15 protein-coding genes are annotated in these 16,595 nt (G+C 72.8%); 12 read left to right on the top strand and 3 right to left on the bottom strand.

Annotated elements, in window-relative coordinates; all coding sequences use genetic code 11:
* Window positions 1-41 precede the first annotated feature (41 nt).
* The 4 genes from H7A73_RS08090 (at window position 42) to H7A73_RS08075 (ending at window position 4,028) form a co-directional block, all read left to right on the top strand.
* Entirely contained in the window at window positions 42-974 is a 933-nt protein-coding gene (locus tag H7A73_RS08090; protein WP_182065513.1) for an NUDIX domain-containing protein, read from the top strand.
* Between the two features lie 118 nt (window positions 975-1,092).
* A complete protein-coding gene (locus H7A73_RS08085; protein ID WP_182065511.1) occupies window positions 1,093-1,839 on the top strand; it encodes a phosphotransferase enzyme family protein in 747 nt (248 codons plus the stop codon).
* Entirely contained in the window at window positions 1,836-2,927 is a 1,092-nt protein-coding gene (locus H7A73_RS08080; protein WP_182065509.1) for a winged helix DNA-binding domain-containing protein, read from the top strand. The genes H7A73_RS08085 and H7A73_RS08080 overlap by 4 nt, the downstream gene beginning before the upstream one ends.
* Window positions 2,928-3,089: 162 nt before the next feature.
* Entirely contained in the window at window positions 3,090-4,028 is a 939-nt protein-coding gene (locus H7A73_RS08075) for a J domain-containing protein (protein ID WP_182065507.1), read from the top strand.
* A 9-nt stretch (window positions 4,029-4,037) separates the two neighbouring features.
* Here H7A73_RS08075 and H7A73_RS08070 read toward each other — a convergent pair whose 3' ends face one another.
* Entirely contained in the window at window positions 4,038-4,400 is a 363-nt protein-coding gene (locus H7A73_RS08070; RefSeq protein WP_110860116.1) for an RNA-binding S4 domain-containing protein, read from the bottom strand.
* Window positions 4,401-4,433: 33 nt separating this feature from the next.
* Here H7A73_RS08070 and H7A73_RS08065 point away from each other — a divergent pair, with 33 nt between their 5' ends.
* Window positions 4,434-4,682 carry a hypothetical protein gene (locus H7A73_RS08065; RefSeq protein WP_259362776.1) on the top strand — a complete coding sequence of 83 codons (249 nt, stop codon included), beginning with the start codon at window positions 4,434-4,436 and terminating at the stop codon, window positions 4,680-4,682.
* A gap of 162 nt (window positions 4,683-4,844) precedes the next feature.
* A complete protein-coding gene (locus tag H7A73_RS08060) occupies window positions 4,845-6,002 on the top strand; it encodes a hypothetical protein (RefSeq protein ID WP_182065505.1) in 1,158 nt (385 codons plus the stop codon).
* A 19-nt stretch (window positions 6,003-6,021) separates the two neighbouring features.
* Here the strand turns inward: H7A73_RS08060 and H7A73_RS08055 are convergent, their stop codons facing one another.
* Window positions 6,022-7,518 carry a S1C family serine protease gene (locus H7A73_RS08055; protein ID WP_259362775.1) on the bottom strand — a complete coding sequence of 499 codons (1,497 nt, stop codon included), beginning with the start codon at window positions 7,516-7,518 and terminating at the stop codon, window positions 6,022-6,024.
* Window positions 7,519-7,677: 159 nt separating this feature from the next.
* Here H7A73_RS08055 and H7A73_RS08050 point away from each other — a divergent pair, with 159 nt between their 5' ends.
* From H7A73_RS08050 to H7A73_RS08030, 5 genes are all read left to right on the top strand, one after another.
* Complete coding sequence (locus tag H7A73_RS08050; protein ID WP_182065503.1) at window positions 7,678-8,712, top strand: FecCD family ABC transporter permease; 1,035 nt, start codon at window positions 7,678-7,680, stop codon at window positions 8,710-8,712.
* Window positions 8,709-9,740, top strand: a complete 1,032-nt coding sequence (locus H7A73_RS08045; protein WP_259362774.1) for a FecCD family ABC transporter permease — start codon at window positions 8,709-8,711, stop codon at window positions 9,738-9,740. The genes H7A73_RS08050 and H7A73_RS08045 overlap by 4 nt, the downstream gene beginning before the upstream one ends.
* Window positions 9,741-9,875: 135 nt before the next feature.
* Entirely contained in the window at window positions 9,876-10,355 is a 480-nt protein-coding gene (locus H7A73_RS08040) for an FHA domain-containing protein (RefSeq protein ID WP_051596676.1), read from the top strand.
* On the top strand, window positions 10,355-11,059 hold the full coding sequence (locus H7A73_RS08035; protein ID WP_182065501.1) for a MerR family transcriptional regulator: 705 nt from the start codon (window positions 10,355-10,357) through the stop codon (window positions 11,057-11,059). Before H7A73_RS08040 ends, H7A73_RS08035 begins: the two co-directional genes overlap by 1 nt.
* 184 nt (window positions 11,060-11,243) lie before the next feature.
* Window positions 11,244-11,804 carry a MerR family transcriptional regulator gene (locus H7A73_RS08030; protein ID WP_027465231.1) on the top strand — a complete coding sequence of 187 codons (561 nt, stop codon included), beginning with the start codon at window positions 11,244-11,246 and terminating at the stop codon, window positions 11,802-11,804.
* 506 nt (window positions 11,805-12,310) lie between these two features.
* Here H7A73_RS08030 and H7A73_RS08025 read toward each other — a convergent pair.
* Complete coding sequence (locus H7A73_RS08025) at window positions 12,311-13,123, bottom strand: ParA family protein (RefSeq protein ID WP_027465232.1); 813 nt, start codon at window positions 13,121-13,123, stop codon at window positions 12,311-12,313.
* Window positions 13,124-13,183: 60 nt separating this feature from the next.
* On the opposite strand from H7A73_RS08025, the gene H7A73_RS08020 reads away from it, so the two are divergent.
* Entirely contained in the window at window positions 13,184-16,594 is a 3,411-nt protein-coding gene (locus tag H7A73_RS08020) for a pyruvate carboxylase (protein ID WP_182065499.1), read from the top strand.
* The last annotated feature ends 1 nt before the right edge of the window (window position 16,595 follow it).

Raw genomic sequence — 16,595 nt, 5'->3', positions numbered from 1 at the left:
CTTCGAGGCCCGCTCCGGGCACCGTGTGCCAGGGTTGGACCGTGCCAGATGCAACGCCCCCCGGGCCCCCGCCCGGCCCCCGCGACCCCGGCGACGCCTGGGCGGTCGGCCCCGACGGCACCAAGGCGTGGGGACGCTTCGGCGCCGCCGGCCTGCTCGTCGACGACGGCACCGGCCGCGTGCTCCTGCAGCACCGCGTCGAGTGGAGCCACCACGGCGGCACCTGGGGCATCCCCGGCGGCGCACGGCACCAGGGCGAAGCAGCGGTGACCGCCGCCCTCCGCGAATCCGCCGAAGAGGCCGGTGTGCCCGACGACGCGATCGCCCTGCGCCACACCGCCCTGCTCGACCTGGGGTTCTGGACCTACACGACCGTCGTGGGGCGCGCCTCCCGACCCTTCGAACCCGTCATCGCCGACCGCGAGAGCCTCGCCCTGTCGTGGATCCCGATCGACCAGGTCGACGACCTGCCCCTGCACCCCGGGTTCGGCAGGTCGTGGCCGGCGCTCCGCGCCACGGTCGCCACCACGCCGCACGTCGTCGTCGACGCGGCGAACGTCGTCGGCAGCGTGCCCGACGGCTGGTGGAAGGACCGAGCCGGCGCCGCATCGCGCCTGCTGGCGCAGGTGTCGGCGCTCGCCGCGGGCGGGGTGTCCGCGTCGTTGCTCGACCTGCCGTTCGCACGGTGGTGGCCGCGGTGGACCGTGGTGCTCGAGGGGGAGGCCCGGGCCGCTGCGGACGTGGGCGGTGCTGGTGGAGACGGCGGCGCGGACCGCGGTGCCGCCACCGGCGCCGTGGACATCGTCCGTGCTCCGGCCTCCGGCGACGACGCCGTTGTCGAGTCCGCGCGGGCCGCGGTGCAGGCCGGCGACGGGCCGGTCGTCGTCGTGACGGCCGACCGCGAGCTCCGCGACCGCGCCGAGGCCCTCGGTGCGGTCGTCCGCGGGCCGTCCTGGTTGCGCGACCAGCTCTGAGGCACGCTCGGCAGCGAGGACCCGCGCGCCGTGTTCCGGATGGTCGCCGAGCGGCCGTCGATCGCTGCCGGTACGCTGGCCCTCCGTCAACGGAGACGCAACACGCAGGAGGTTCCCCTTGGAGCGCATCACCAGGGCCGACGACCGAGTCCACCGCCCCGCCGGGCCGTGGACCCCCACGGTGCACCGGCTGCTCGCCCACCTGCACGAGCAGGGGTTCGTCGCAGCCCCCGAACCGATCGCCCTCGGCGACACCCTCGAGACGGTCTCGTTCGTCCCGGGCGTCGCTGGTGAGTACCCCTGGACCGAGGACATCGCCAGTGAGGCAGCCCTCGTGACCAGTGCACGCCTGCTCCGCCAGTTCCACGACGCCGCCGCGAGCTTTCCGCGCAGCGCCACCGACGACCTCTGGTCGCAGGCCGACCGTGCCCCGGTCGAGACGATCGTGCACGGCGACTTCGCCCCGTACAACTGCGTCTACGACGGCATCGCCGCCGTCGGCCTGATCGACTTCGACACCGCACACCCCGGGCCCCGCGTCTGGGACGTCGCGAGTGCCGTCTACCGGTTCGCGCCGTTCACCACCGGCGCTGTCGAGGGATCGACCGCTCGCGCCCTCGACGAGCGGCTGGCGCGGGCTGCCGAGTTCTGCCGTGCCTACGCGCTCGACGAGCGCTCCCGCAGTGTCCTGGCCGAGACGATGATCGCGTCACTCGTCGCGCTCGTCACGACGATCGAGCACGAGGCCGCCGCCGGCAACCCCAAGTTCATCAGCGACCTGCAGCACGGCCACGCCGACCTGTACCGCGCCGACGTCGCCTACCTCGAGCAGCACGCCGACGCCGTCACCGCCGCCGTCGCGTGACCACCAGCCCCGCGCGGCTCCGCACGGCGCGGTTCGCGGCGCAGGGCATCGCGGCGCCGGGGCTGCGCCCCGCCGAAGCAGTCGAGTGGATGCTGGCGGTGCAGGGGCAGGACCTCGGCCAGGTGCTCTGGGCCATCGGGGTCCGCGCTCCGGGATCGACGCGGGACGACGTCCGCGCCGCATTCGACCGCGGGGAGCTCGTCCGCTCGTGGCCGATGCGCGGCACCCTGCACGCCCTGCGCCCCGACGACCTCCGCCTGCTGCTCTCGCTCACCGCCGAACGGACGCTCCGCACGATCGCCCGACGCGCCGCCGAGCTCGGCATCGACGACGCCCTGCTCGGCCAGGCCCGTGACGCGACGATCGCGGCCCTGGTCGGTGGTCGAGCGCTGGTCCGTGACGACCTGTTCGCGGCGTACCGCGCTGCCGGCATCGACCCGTCCGGAGGTCGCGGCTACCACCTGGTCCTGCAGCTCGCGCAGGAGGGCCTCGTCGCGTGGGGCCCCACCGCCCGCGTCGGGCAGGGGCTCGTGCTGCTCGACGAGTGGGCACCCGCCGCCGGTGCGTTGCCGGACCGCGACGAAGCCCTCCGCCGGGTCCTGCTCGGGTACCTGCGTGGCCGTGGCCCAGCGACCGAGGTCGACGCCGCGAGCTGGACGAAACTGCCGCTCGGTGACCTCCGCCGGGCCCGGGCCGCGGCTGGGGACGCGGTCGAGGACCTCGGCGACGGACTCCTCGACCTCGCCGACCGGCCGGCATCCGCCCGCCCGGCAGCCGCGCGCGTCCCCACCGGGCACCTGCTCCCCGGCTTCGACGAGTACCTGCTCGGGTACGCCGACCGGTCGGCGCAGCTCGACCCCGCTCACGCCGACCGGGTCGTCCCCGGCGCCAACGGCATGTTCCTGCCGATGGCCGTCGTCCGGGGGCGCGTCGTCGGCACGTGGAAGCGCACCGAGCGTCGGGCCGGGCACCTCGTCACCGTCACACCCTTCGGTGCCGTCGACGCGTCGGCCGTCCGTGCGCTCGAGGCAGCGGCCGCGCGGTACGCGGGGTTCCTCGGCGCGCCCGTCGCGACCACGGTGGTCTGACACGACGACCTGCGGGCCGCGCGCGGACGCTGCCCGGCTGCACCGGCCCTCTCGCACCGGCACGGCCACCCCGCCGCTGGCGGAACCGGCGGCACGGGCCCAGACCGTACCCAGCAACCATGCGGCGGACTCCGACACTGCCTCCGGTAATGTCGCAGGGCCATGACGGACAGCCCGGCCGACGCCACTCCCTACGAAGTCCTCGGCGTCCCCGCGACGGCTGATGACGAAGCGCTCCGCCGCGCCTACCGGCGGGCCGCCCGCGAGACCCACCCCGACCTCGGCGGCGACGCCCAGCGCTTCCGGCAGGTCCAGCTCGCGTGGGAGCGCATCGGCACGCCGGCAGCCCGGCGCGCGTACGACGTCGGGTTCCGCGCGTCCGGCGTGTCCGGTCCGTCCGCGGCGGCCGCCGGCAGGGGTGACGCCGGTCGCGACGCCTACGCACCCCCGGCAGCGCGTCGCGACACCCGCCCCCGGGCCCGGTCCCACGGACACCCCGGCGGTCGGTCGCGCGAGGTCTTCCTGCAGGCCGAACGCGAGTGGGTCGGGCTCGGCGACCCCATCGAGGACCCCTACGACCCCACGCTGATCCGCTCCGCGCCGCGGCACATCCGGCGCCTGCTCGCCGAGGCCCTGGCCGAGGAGACCACAGCCTCGATCGTCTCCGACATGGGGATCGGCGTCACCGTGTGGCACGACCTCGACGCCGGGGCCGAGGGCAAGCTCGACCACGCCGTCCTGACCCCGAGCGGACTCTGGGCCGTCGAGTCCATCGACTGGGGCGCTCCGGTCCGCATCGAGCACGGCGAGATCGTCGGCGAGACGCTCGCGCCGGGGGAGCGACCCGTCAAGGAACTCGTCCGCGCCGCCCGTGCCGTGCAGAAGCAGACCCGGGTGCGGTTCTCCGGGCGGCTGCTCGTCGTGCCGGACGCCGCCGTCACCGAGGACGTGCAGCTCGTCGGCTCCCCGAAGAAGCCCACCGCGCTCGTCGTCCGCCGGAGCGCGCTCGCCCAGGTGCTGAACGGTGTCTGGTCGCCGGCCGGTTCCGTCGACGTGTTCGAGATCCGCGACCGCCTGCAGCAGACCGTCCGCTTCGTCTGACCCGCTGACTCAGTAGCCGCGGAGCTTCTCGAGGTCGCGGCGCTCCCGCTTGCTCGGCCGTCCGGCGCCGCGCTCGCGCATCGGCACGAACCCGGCCTCTTCCTTCGACAGCCGCGGCGGGGTCTTGTCCTCGAAGTGCTTCGCGGCCTCGGGGGCGCTCGTCCGCTTCAGGATGATGCCGGTCACCACGACGATGCGGTCGAAGCCGTTCTGCCGCACCCGCACCTCGTCACCGGGGCCGATCGGCTGCGCCGGCTTCGCGCGCTCCCCGTTCACCCGGACGTGACCGGCCTTGCACGCGGCGGTCGCGGCCGACCGGGTCTTGGTGATCCGGACGGCCCAGATCCAGCTGTCGACCCGGGCCTTCTCCATGCCGACACTCTAGGCGGCCCGTACCCTGGGCCGGTGCATGCGGACGAACAGGCGGTGATCGCGCGGGCCCGTGCGCTCGGGGTGCTGCACGGTGCCGCGATCGGTGACCGCCTGGTGGTCCGGGCGCACCACGGGGACGGCGCGCAGGACGCCCTCGGCGACCTGGTCGCCCGGACGCCCGACTCCGTGACGATCGCCACCCGCCGCGGCCCGGTCGAAGTCCGGCTCGCCGACGTCGTCGCCGCGAAGCCCGTCCCGCCGCCCCCGCCCGCGCGGCACTGACGCGCTCGGCTCGTCTGGTGCGAGGTGCCGTCCTCCGTGCGACCGCTCGTGGGTCGCACGGAGGACGGCACCTCGCACCACTCGCTCAGCGCCTCGCACGGTGCGAGCCCACCCCGGCGAGCCGCAGGCCCCCGCGCCCCGCTCCCGACATACGCTCATCCCATGGCAGTCCCCGTCCCGCTCGGCACCGAGGACCGCACCGCCCGCCTCACCCTCCGCCGCCCGGACTCCTGGCGCCGCGAGGACTCAGCCCAGGCGGACCTGCGCGTCACCGGCGACGACGTCGTCCTCACCGTCCGATCCCGTCCCAGCGACCGCGCGATCGGCGACGAGAACACCGGTCTGCTCGAACGGTTGCCCGGCTCGGTCGAGGGCCTGCTGCTCGTCGGCTGCGACCCGTGGACGACCGCCGGCGCCCCGGCCCGGTTGGTCGAGTACGTCCGGCCCGACGAGCACGGCGACGTCGCGGGCACCCACCTGCTCTTCGTCACCGGTCGGCACCGCGTCGACCTGACGATCGAACGCCCGCTCGCCCGGCTGCTCGAGACCGACGACCTCGTGCTCGCCGTCCTCGAGAGCGTCCGCGCCACCGAGACGGTCCCGGTCCGCCCCGAGCGCGACCTCGAGCCCCTGCCGGCCCCCGCCCCGACGACACCGCTCGAGGGTCCCCGGCTCAGCGCGGACGCGATCGGCACCCTGCAGAGCCTCGCCGGACGCCGGTGGAACCCCACGCTCCTCCGCACCGCGGCGGGCCGCGAACTCATCGAGGCGGGCCTCGTCGGCCGGCTCGGCACCCTGCCGGAGTCGACCCAGACCCTCCTCGAACCCTGGCAGGGCGATGCCCAGCCGGTCACGCTGGAACAGCACCTGCCCGACGGGGGCGAGTCGCGCCTCCAGGCCTGGTCGCAGACCGTCGTCGACGGGACCGACGCGGCGGGCGCCGTGGTCGCGTCCGTCACGCCGGACCGGGCCGTCGCGCTGCTGGCCGGGAGGCTCGGCATCGGTCCGACGTGGACCTTCCCGTTCCGCACGGGGTCGCTCCCAGGGCACCTGCTCGGCCGCAGGCTGGCCGGCGGTCCGGACGCACCGGACCTGCCGGAGGCCCTCGTCGAGGCGGACCCGCGCCTCGCGCGGTTCTGGGCCGCGCCGTGGACCGTCTCGTACCTGCGTCGACCCGGCAAGCCGAAGCCGATCACGATCGTGCGTGCCGAGGGGCACGGGTTCGCGCGGGTGGGCGCGACGAAGGCCGGGGAGACCGCCTTCCGGACGGACTCCCCGGCCAACGTCTACCGGTCGGTGGTGCGGGCGCTGCTGGGCTGAGCGCGCCCGGGTTCTCCCACTACGCGGCGGGGCCGGCGGTCAGGGTGATCGTGACCGTCTTCGCGGCGCCGGTGCTGTCGGTGTAGCGGACGCTCACCTTGTCGCCCACCGAGTGAGACTGCACGACCTTGGTGAGCTGGTCCGAGCTCGTGACCGCGGTGCCGTCGATGCTCGTGATCGTGTCCCCGGCGGTCAGGCCGGCGCTCGCGGCGCCGGAGCCCTCGACCGTGCCGGCGACGGCGACGCCGCCCGTGGTAGGGGAGGTGTTGCTGACCTCGACCCCGAGGAACGCGGGCAGCCCGATGGTGATCGTGCTCGAGGACTCCCCGGCGAGGATCTTCTCGGCGATCGTCTTCGCGGTGGTGATCGGGATGGCGTAGCCGGTGACGTCGGCGGTGCCGGAGGACGCTGCCGTGGCCATGCCGACGACCTCGCCCTCGCTGTCGAGCACCGGTCCGCCGGAGTCGCCGGAGACGATGTCCGCCGAGATCTCGATCAGGCCGGTCAGGGACTCGGTGCCGGTGCCGGACTCGCTCTGCACCTGGATGTCCTGGTCGGTCGCGGTGACGGTGCCCTCGGCGGCGACGAGGTTGCCGGTGCCCTCCGCGTTGCCGACGTCCTTCACGGTGTCACCGGTGCTCGGCTCGCCGTCGTCGTCGAGCGTGACCGTGGACAGCCCGGAGGCGTTCTCGAGCTTCAGGACGGCGACGTCGTTGGTGGCGTCGGCCCCGACCACGTCGGCTTTGTACTCCTTGCCGGTGGTCTCGTCGGTGACGGTGATGCTCGTCGCGCCCTGGATCACGTGGTTGTTCGTCAGGACCGTGCCGTCGGAGGTCAGGACCATGCCGGTGCCGGCCGCCTGTGATGACTCGTCGTAGTTCAGGACGGTGTTGATCGTCACGACGCCCTTCTTGTCGGCGGCCGTCGCTGCGGTGGCGGGGGACTGGGTCGTGCCGGTGCCGGTGCTGCCGTCGCCGCTGGTGCCGCTGCCGCTGCCGTCGCCGGGCACCGTGAAGCCGTTCGTCCCGTCGCTGCTGCCGGTGCCGCCGGTCCCGTCGGTGCCGGATCCGGTGTCGGGCAATGTGGTGGTGCCCTGCGACTGGCTCGACGTCGTGGTCGTCCCCTGCGAGGACAGGCCGAGGGCGGTGCCACCGGCCGCACCGACGATGGCGAGTGCAGCGATGCCGGAGCCGATCATCAGTCCCAGCCGACGCGGGCGCTTCGTCGTACCGGAGTGGTTCGCGGTCGCCGCCGAGTACGCCCAGGCGTGGTTCGCGCCGGCGAGGGCGGGGCTGCCGATCAGGTACGGGCCGCGGCCGTCCGGCGTGTAGGCGTAGGGGCCGGAGCCGTCCGGACCGTAGAGGTAGGGACCCGAGCCGTCGAACGCGTACGCCGGGCGCAGGGAGGCCGGGTCGGCGTGCGGCGCCTCCCAGTGCATCCCGGGAGCCTGCTGCTGCGCGGCGGGGGTGCCGTCCTCGTCGTGGTCGGCGGCTGCGGGGTTCGGGGTCTCGTTCATCGGTGCTCTCCGGTCGTCCCTCGACGGCCCGGTCGGGCGTCGATGGAGACCAGTACAGGGCGCTTTCCCATGACGAGCCTATGAACGAACCCTGCGCACGCTCCGGGCTTGCTCGGGGGACGCCGAGTGGGGCTCCGGCGTTAGGGTGGCCTTACTTCCATGCCTCCGTCGACGTCCACGCCTCCGGCTCCCAGCTCCGTCCCCCGACTCGTCGGTGCGACCGTGCTGGCGGTCGTCGTCCTCGCCGTGGCCTGCGCGCTGTCGATCGCGTACGGCTCGCGGCCGATCCCGCTCGGCACCGTCCTCGACACGGTGCTGCACCCCGGTCGGAGCGACGAGGTCGGGCTCATCGTGCTCGGCAACCGCGTGCCCCGCACCGTCGTCGGACTGCTCGCCGGAGCCGCGCTCGGAGTGGCCGGAGCGGTCATGCAGGGCGTGACGCGGAACCCGCTCGCCGACCCGAGCGTCCTCGGCATCAACTCCGGTGCGACCCTGGCCGTGGTGGCCGGGATCGCGGTCTTCGGGGTGAGCGGCACGGCCGCCTACCTGCCCTTCGCGTTCGTCGGGGCCGCCCTCGCCGCACTGCTCGTGTACGGGATCGCGACCGTGGCCCGGCGCGGCCTCTCACCCGTCGGACTCGCCCTCGCCGGAGCCGTGGTCGCCGCGGCGCTGTCGTCGGTCACCACCGCGGTGCTCGTGACCGACCAGAGCCTGCTCGACCAGTTGCGGTTCTGGCAGGTCGGTGCCCTCGCCGGCAAGGACCTCGGCACGGCGGGTATCATCACGGCGCCGGTGCTCGTCGGGCTGGTGATCGCGTTCGGTCTCGGTCGGTCGCTCAACACCCTCGCGCTCGGGGACGAACTCGCGGCGTCGCTCGGGCAGCGGGTCGTGCTCGTCCGCGCCGTGGGCGGCCTGGTCGCGGTGCTGCTGGCCGGGTCCGCGGTGGCCGCCGCCGGTCCGATCGCCTTCGTCGGGCTCGCCGTGCCGCACGCGGTCCGCCGCCTCTCCGGACCGGACCACCGCTGGACCATCCTGCTGTCGGCGATCGTCGCCCCCGCACTGCTGCTCGTCGCCGATGTGATCGGTCGCGTCGTGGCGTACCCGGGGGAGCTGCAGGTCGGCATCGTGACGGCGTTGATCGGGGCGCCGGTGTTCATCGCGCTCGTGCGGTCGAGGGCGGTGCGGGGACTGTGAGGCAGTCGTTCAGCTCCGGGCGTCCCCGGTCTGGCGGTCTGCGCCGCTCGGCCGGGCTCCGCCGTGAGGTCGCGGTGCTCGTCGCCGTGGTGGCGGTCATCGTGGTGCTCGTCCTGGTCGGGCTCGGCGCCGGGTCGATCCCGCTCACCCCGGGGCAGGTGCTCGCCGCCCTGTTCGGCCAGGGGGACCGGATCTCGGACTTCGTCATCGGGCAGCTCCGCGGGCCGCGGGTGCTCGGTGCCGTCCTCGTCGGCGCCAGCCTCGGCGTCGCCGGTGCCATCGTGCAGAGCGTCGTGCGGAACCCGATCGCGAGCCCCGACGTCATCGGCATCACCTCGGGGGCCAGCGCCGCCGGACTCACCGCCATCGTGCTGTTCGGTGCCAGCGGCGGCACCCTCTTCTCGGTCGTGCTCGTCGGCGCCGTGGCGGTCTCGATCGTCATCGCCGGGCTCGCCTGGCGACGGGGGATCACCGGTAACCGGGTGATCCTCGTCGGGATCGGCGTCGCGGCGATCTGCCTGAGCGTCACCGGCTGGATGCTCACGAGCGGCACCGTCACCCAGGCCGGCACCGCGCTGCTCTGGCTCTCCGGCAGCCTGAACGCCGTCGACCGCGACCTGGTCGGAGTCCTCGGCGTCGCGTTCGCCGTGCTCGGCGTGCTCGCGCTGCTGCAGTCCGCCCGCCTCCAGGTGCTGAGCCTCGGGGACGAGGTCGCCGCCGCGCTCGGACTCCGGCCGGACCGGGCGAAGGTGCTCCTGCTCCTCACTGCCGTGTGCCTGACCGCCGCGGCCGTGGCCACCGCGGGGCCCGTGTCGTTCGTGGCGCTGATGTCCGCACCGATCGCCCGACGCCTGGTCGGCGGCGGACGGGTGGCTCTCGCGCCGGTCGCCGCCGTCGGTGCCGCGATCACGCTCGGCAGCGACCTGCTGGCACAGTTCGCGATCCCCGGCAACGCACTGCCCGTGGGCGTCGTGACGGGCGTCGTGGGGGCGCCGTACCTGCTCTGGTTGCTCGCGCGGGGACGGTGACGTCGGGTCGCACGGGTCGCTGACAGCGCTCGGGCGTTCGCGGATCGCGGAAGTCCCTCCACAGTCCCAGATCGGGGCTGCCGCTCGGGCCTTCGTTTCCGATACGCTGGTGGGCCAAGAGGAGGAGGTCCACCGATGCCAGATCCAGTGGTCCCGCAGCCGGGCGGTCAGAAGACCCCGGAGCAGCGGCTGGTCGACACCACGCTGACCTTCAGCATGGACATGGGCGCGGCGCTCACCGCCGAGTCCGGTGTCTCGACCGAAGAACGTGAAGCCGTCAACGCCCTGCCCTCCGGGTCGGCGTTGCTCGTGGTCCGTCGTGGCCCCAACGTGGGTGCGCGGTTCCTCCTCGACTCCGACGTCACGACGGCCGGTCGGCACCCCGACGCCGACATCTTCCTCGACGACGTCACCGTGTCGCGCAAGCACGCGCAGTTCCTGCGCCACGGCACGAGCTTCAGTGTCAAGGACAACGGCTCGCTGAACGGCACGTACTTCGACGGTGTCCGTATCGACGAAGCGCTGCTCACCGACGGGGCCGAGGTCCAGGTCGGCAAGTTCCGCCTGACGTTCTACGCATCTCGGGTCGACCTGGCGCGCCTGGCGAACGCGTAGTGGCCGCACGGTCCGCTGCGGCCCGGGCGGGGTCCGCGGCGCCGGACCTGCTCACCATCGGGCAGGTCCTCGCTCGCCTCAAGCCCGAGTTCCCGGACCTGTCGAGCTCCAAGCTGAGGTTCCTCGAAGAGCGCGAGCTCGTCACGCCGATCCGCACGGCCAGCGGGTACCGCAAGTTCTCCGCTGCCGACCTCGAGCGGCTCCGGGTGATCCTCGGACTGCAGCGTGACCACTACCTGCCGCTCAAGGTCATCAAGGACTACCTGGCCGACCTCGATGCCGGGCGCGAACCCGTCCTGCCCGGCGGTGGAGACGCCCCGAAGCCGTCGATCCTCGGTCGCGAACGTCGGTACACCCGCGACGAAACGGTCCGGGCGGCCGGCGCCTCGCCGATGCTCCTCGCCGACGCGGTGTCGGCGTCGCTGCTCCCGGCCACCGACACCTACGGCGACGACGGCGTCTCCGTGCTGAAGGCCCTGGTCGAACTGCAGCGCACGGGTATCGAGCCGCGACACCTCCGCACGCTGCGCAGCACTGCCGAGCGCGAGGTCGGTCTCATCGAGTCTGCCCTCATGCCGGTGTCACGCCGGGGCGACGCGACCTCGCGGGCCAAGGCGACCGAGCTCGCGCGTGAGATCGCCGGGCACCTCGAGATCATCCGGTCGAACCTCATCCGCCAGGCCATCGGTCGTCTCGACGCATGACGCCGTCCGGTGCTCCGACAGGGCTTGTGTGTCAGTGGTCGAGGCGTATCCTCGACACGCCGGACGCGCCGGGTCGGATGTCCCGCGCGGGAGCGGTCGGAGTCGCTACCGTGGACCTCGGAACAACTCTCAACCCGTCGTTGAAGCTTCGGGTGGGAGCTCGATCGTCGTGGAAGGCAAGCTCATGAGTGGGAACGACACCCCTGGCACCGAGTCCGATGTGACCCGGTACGACCTCGGGCTGCTCTTCACCGATGGTCTGCCCGAGCACGACGAGCAGAACGGCTACCGCGGCACCGTCGCCGCACGGGCAGCCGGCATCTCGTACCGACAGCTCGACTACTGGGCCCGCACCGAGCTCGTGCAGCCGACGATCCGCGGGGCCGCCGGGTCCGGATCGCAGCGCCTGTACGGGTTCCGCGACATCCTCGTGCTCAAGCTCGTGAAGCGCCTGCTCGACACCGGCATCTCGCTGCAGCAGATCCGCACCGCGGTCAACCAGCTCCGGGAGTCCGGCGTCTCCGACCTGGCGCAGACCACACTGATGTCCGACGGCGCTTCGGTGTACCTGTGCACCTCCGACGACGAGGTCATCGACCTCGTGTCCCGCGGCCAGGGTGTCTTCGGCATCGCGGTCGGCAAGGTCCTGCGCGAGGTCGAGAGCTCCCTGGTCGAGCTCGATGCCACCGCCGCGGCCGACCCCTCCGACGAGCTCGCCGCTCGTCGCGCTTCCCGCGCTTCCTGACGAGGTTCTCGTTTCGCGGCTCGCCAGCGCGGTCACGAACCGTCGCCTGCGTGTCGCCGAGTGGCCACGAACTGTCGGCTGCGCGGCCGCTGGCCGACAGTTGGTGACCGCTCGGCGGACGTGAGCGGCATGTCGTGACCGGTGGGTGAGCTGGAGTCGGGCGTGTCTGGCGGTGCCTGGGTGGGCCTCCTGGCAGTCGCCGTGTGGTCACGAACCGCCGTGGGCGTGTCGCGGAGTGGCCACGAACTGTCGCCTGTGGGGCCGCTGGCCGACAGTTGGTGACCGCTCGACGGACGTGAGCGTCATGTCGTGACCGCTGGGCGAGCTGGAGTCGGGCGTGTCTGGCGGTGCCTGGGTGGGCCTCCTGGCAGTCGCCGTGTGGTCACGAACCGCCGTGGGCGTGTCGCGGAGTGGCCACGAACTGTCGGCTGCGCGGCTGCCGGCCGCCAGTTGGTGACCGCTCGGCGGACGTGAGCGGCATGTCGTGCCCGCTCGACCGCAACGACCTACGCTGCGCCGCCCTCGGCGTACGGACCGATCTTGCCGGTGCGCATGATGCGCTCGAGCAGCTGGTCGAAGTTCTTCGCCATCTCCTGCGCGGACTCACCGGGCCAGACGTGCAGCGGCTTCGCCGCACCCTGCGCCTGCTGCAGCGACGTGCGCTCCGGCAGCTGCGGGGAGAGCACGAGCGGGCCGAACATGTCCCGGAGCTCCTTGATGCGGAACTGGTGCTCGAGCGACTGCACCCGGGCACGGTTCACGATGATGCCGAGCGGCTGCAGGCGCGGGGAGAGTCCGCGGCGGATCTCCTCGATCGCGCGGAGCGCACGGTCGGCGGCGGCGACGGAGAACAGGCCGGGCTCGGTGACGACGGTGACGCGGTCGGACGCGGCCCACGCCGTGCGCGTCAGGGCGTTCAGCGACGGCGCGCAGTCGATGAGGACGAGCTCGTAGTCCTGCTCGACATTGGCCAGGGCCTCTTCGAGCTTCCAGATGTCGCGGATCGACGGGTGCGGCCCGTCGAAGTTGATGGCGGAGGGCGACCCGACCATGACGTCGATCTTGCCCTGCGACCCCTTCGTCCAGCCCGAGGGGGCGATCGCCTGACGGACGATCTTCTCCTTCGGGTTCTCGAGGACATCGGCGACGTTGAGGTGGCCGGCGAGGTTGATGTCGAGGCCCGTGGAGACGTCGGACTGCGGGTCCAGATCCACCACCAGCGTGCGCAGTCCCTTGGCGAACGCGGCCGAGGTCAGGCCGAGCGTCACCGTCGTCTTGCCGACACCACCCTTGAGGGAGCTCACGCTGAGTACATGCACGTTGAGCAACGTTACCGCCACTAGGGTTGTCTCACCTCAACCCGGGCTGAAAGGGACGTCGTGTTCACGAAGATCCTCGTTGCGAACCGTGGCGAGATCGCCATCCGCGCGTTCCGTGCCGCCTACGAGTTGGGGGCCCGTACGGTGGCCGTCTACCCGTACGAAGACCGGAACTCCCTGCACCGCCTCAAGGCCGACGAGGCCTACCTGATCGGGGAGCGAGGTCACCCGATCCGGGCGTACCTGGACGTCTCCGAGATCATCCGCGTCGCCCGCGAGTCGGGGGCCGACGCGATCTACCCGGGGTACGGGTTCCTGTCCGAGAACCCGGAACTCGCCGCGGCAGCGGCCGCGAACGGCATCACGTTCATCGGTCCGGGCGAGCACGTACTCGAGATGGCCGGCAACAAGGTCACCGCCAAGGAACACGCGATCGCGGCCGGCGTCCCGGTCCTCGCGAGCACCCCGGCGAGCCGCGACATCGACGAACTGATCGCCGGCGCCGACGCGATCGGGTTCCCGGTCTTCGCCAAGGCCGTCGCCGGTGGCGGCGGCCGTGGCATGCGCCGGGTGGAGACGAAGCCCGAGCTGCGCGACGCACTCGAAGCAGCGATGCGCGAGGCCGACAGTGCGTTCGGCGACCCCACGATGTTCCTCGAGCAGGCCGTCATCCGTCCGCGCCACATCGAGGTGCAGATCCTCGCGGACGCAACCGGCACCGACGCGGGCACGATCCACCTGTTCGAGCGGGACTGCTCGGTGCAGCGGCGCAACCAGAAGGTCGTCGAGATCGCGCCGGCACCGAACCTCGACCCCGCGATCGCGCAGGCACTGCACCGTGACGCCGTGGCCTTCGCCCGGTCGATCGGGTACGTGAACGCCGGCACCGTCGAGTTCCTGCTCGACACCGAGGGTGAGCGCCAGGGCCAGCACGTCTTCATCGAGATGAACCCGCGCATCCAGGTCGAGCACACGGTCACCGAGGAGGTCACCGACGTCGACCTGGTGCAGTCGCAGATGCGCATCGCGGCGGGGGAGACCCTCGCCGACCTGGGCCTGGCACAGGGAACCGTCGCCGTGCACGGCGCGGCGCTGCAGACCCGCATCACGACCGAGGACCCGACGCAGGGCTTCCGTCCGGACACCGGCCGGATCAGCACCTACCGCAGCCCCGGCGGCGCCGGCGTCCGGCTCGACGGCGGCACGGTCGCCACCGGCGCGCAGATCAGCCCGCACTTCGACTCGATGCTCGCGAAGATGACGTGCCGCGGCCGGGACTTCCCGGCGGCGGTGTCCCGGGCCAAGCGCGCACTCGCCGAGTTCCGCATCCGCGGCGTCAGCACGAACATCCCGTTCCTGCAGGCCGTGCTCGAGGACCCGGACTTCGCCCGCGGTGACGTCTCGACGAAGTTCATCGAGGAACGCCCGCAGCTCTTCGGCGGTCACGTCTCGAAGGACCGTGGCACGAAGGTGCTCACCTGGCTCGCCGACGTCACGGTGAACAAGCCGAACGGTGAGCGGTCGCCGCTGGTCACCGACCCGGCCGACAAGCTCCCTTCCACCGACCTGACGGCCCCGGTCCCCGCGGGGCAGCGCGACCGCCTGCTGGCGATGGGTCCGGCCGAGTGGTCGAAGGCCCTGCGTGCCCAGACGGCCCTCGCGGTGACCGAGACGACGATGCGTGACGCCCACCAGTCGCTCCTCGCCACCCGGGTCCGCACGAAGGACCTCGTCGCCGTCGCACCGCACGTCGCGCGGCTCACCCCGCAGCTGCTCAGCGTCGAGGCCTGGGGTGGTGCCACGTACGACGTGGCACTCCGGTTCCTCGGGGAAGACCCCTGGGAGCGCCTGGCCTCGCTGCGCGAAGCGATGCCGAACATCCCGATCCAGATGCTGCTGCGCGGCCGCAACACCGTCGGGTACACGCCCTACCCGACCGAGGTCACCGACGCCTTCGTCGACGAGGCGGCTCGGTCCGGCGTCGACGTCTTCCGCGTGTTCGACGCGCTGAACGACGTCAGCCAGCTGCGTCCAGCCCTGGAGGCCGTGCTCGCGACCGGCACGGCCGTCGCCGAGGCGGCGCTCTGCTACACCGCCGACCTCCTCGACCCCGCCGAGGACCTCTACACGCTCGACTACTACCTCCGGCTGGCGGAGCAGATGGTCGAGGCCGGCGCGCACGTCATCGGCATCAAGGACATGGCGGGGCTCCTCCGTGCCGGTGCGGCCGAGAAGCTCGTCACCGCCCTGCGCGAGCGCTTCGACCAGCCCGTGCACGTGCACACCCACGACACCGCCGGCGGCCAGCTCGCGACCCTGCTCGCCGCCTCGCGCGCCGGGGCCGACGCCGTGGACGTCGCCGCAGCACCGATGGCCGGCACGACCAGTCAGCCGAGCATGTCCGCCCTGGTCGCCGCCCTGGCCCACACCGAGCGCGACACCGGTCTGTCCCTCGACGCCGTCGGTGACCTCGAGCCCTACTGGGAGTCGGTCCGTCGCGTGTACGCACCGTTCGAGTCCGGGCTCGCCGGGCCGACCGGGCGTGTCTACAAGCACGAGATCCCCGGCGGTCAGCTGTCGAACCTCCGGCAGCAGGCGATCGCCCTGGGGCTCGGCGACCGGTTCGAGCAGGTCGAGGACTGGTACGCCGAGGCGAACCGGATCCTCGGGCGCCCGACGAAGGTCACGCCGTCGTCGAAGGTCGTCGGCGACCTCGCGCTGCAGCTCGCAGCGGTAGGTGCCGACCCGGTCGACTTCGAGCAGAACCCCGACAAGTACGACATCCCGGACTCCGTCGTCGGGTTCATGGCCGGCGAGCTGGGCGACCTGCCCGGTGGCTGGCCCGAGCCGTTCCGCTCGAAGGTCCTGGCCGGTCGCGACGTCCGACTCGAGATCACCCCGGTGCCCGCCGACGAGCGCGCGCACCTCGAGACCCCCGGGCCCGGGCGTCAGCAGGCCCTCAACCGCCTGCTCTTCCCGCAGCCCACGCAGCAGTTCCAGCGCGTGCGGGAGCAGTACGGCGACCTGTCCGTCGTCCCGACCGTCGACTACCTGTACGGGCTGCGCCCCGGACAGGAGCACAGCGTCCCGCTCGGCAAGGGCGTCGACGTGTTCGTCGGGCTCGAGGCGATCGGCGAGGTGGACGCCAAGGGCATCCGTACGGTCATGGCGACGATGAACGGGCAGCTCCGCCCGGTCGCCGTCCGCGACCGTTCGGTCGAGGTCGAGACGAAGGCGGCCGAGAAGGCCGACGCGTCCGACCCGAAGCACGTGGCCGCGCCGTTCTCCGGCGTGGTGACGCTCAAGGTCGCCGTCGGTGACGTCGTCGAGGCCGGTACGCCGGTGGCGAGCATCGAGGCGATGAAGATGGAAGCGGCCATCACGGCGCCCGTGTCGGGCACCGTCGGCCGACTCGCGATCCCGGTGACCCAGCAGGTGGACGCCGGCGACCTCCTGGTGGTGCTGCAGTAAA

Origin of the sequence: Curtobacterium sp. ME12 (assembly GCF_903970855.1) — a bacterium.
Taxonomy (GTDB): domain Bacteria; phylum Actinomycetota; class Actinomycetes; order Actinomycetales; family Microbacteriaceae; genus Curtobacterium; species Curtobacterium poinsettiae_A.
The sequence above is the reverse complement of the archived record's forward strand: the minus strand, read 5'-3'. Positions and strand labels throughout refer to the sequence as shown.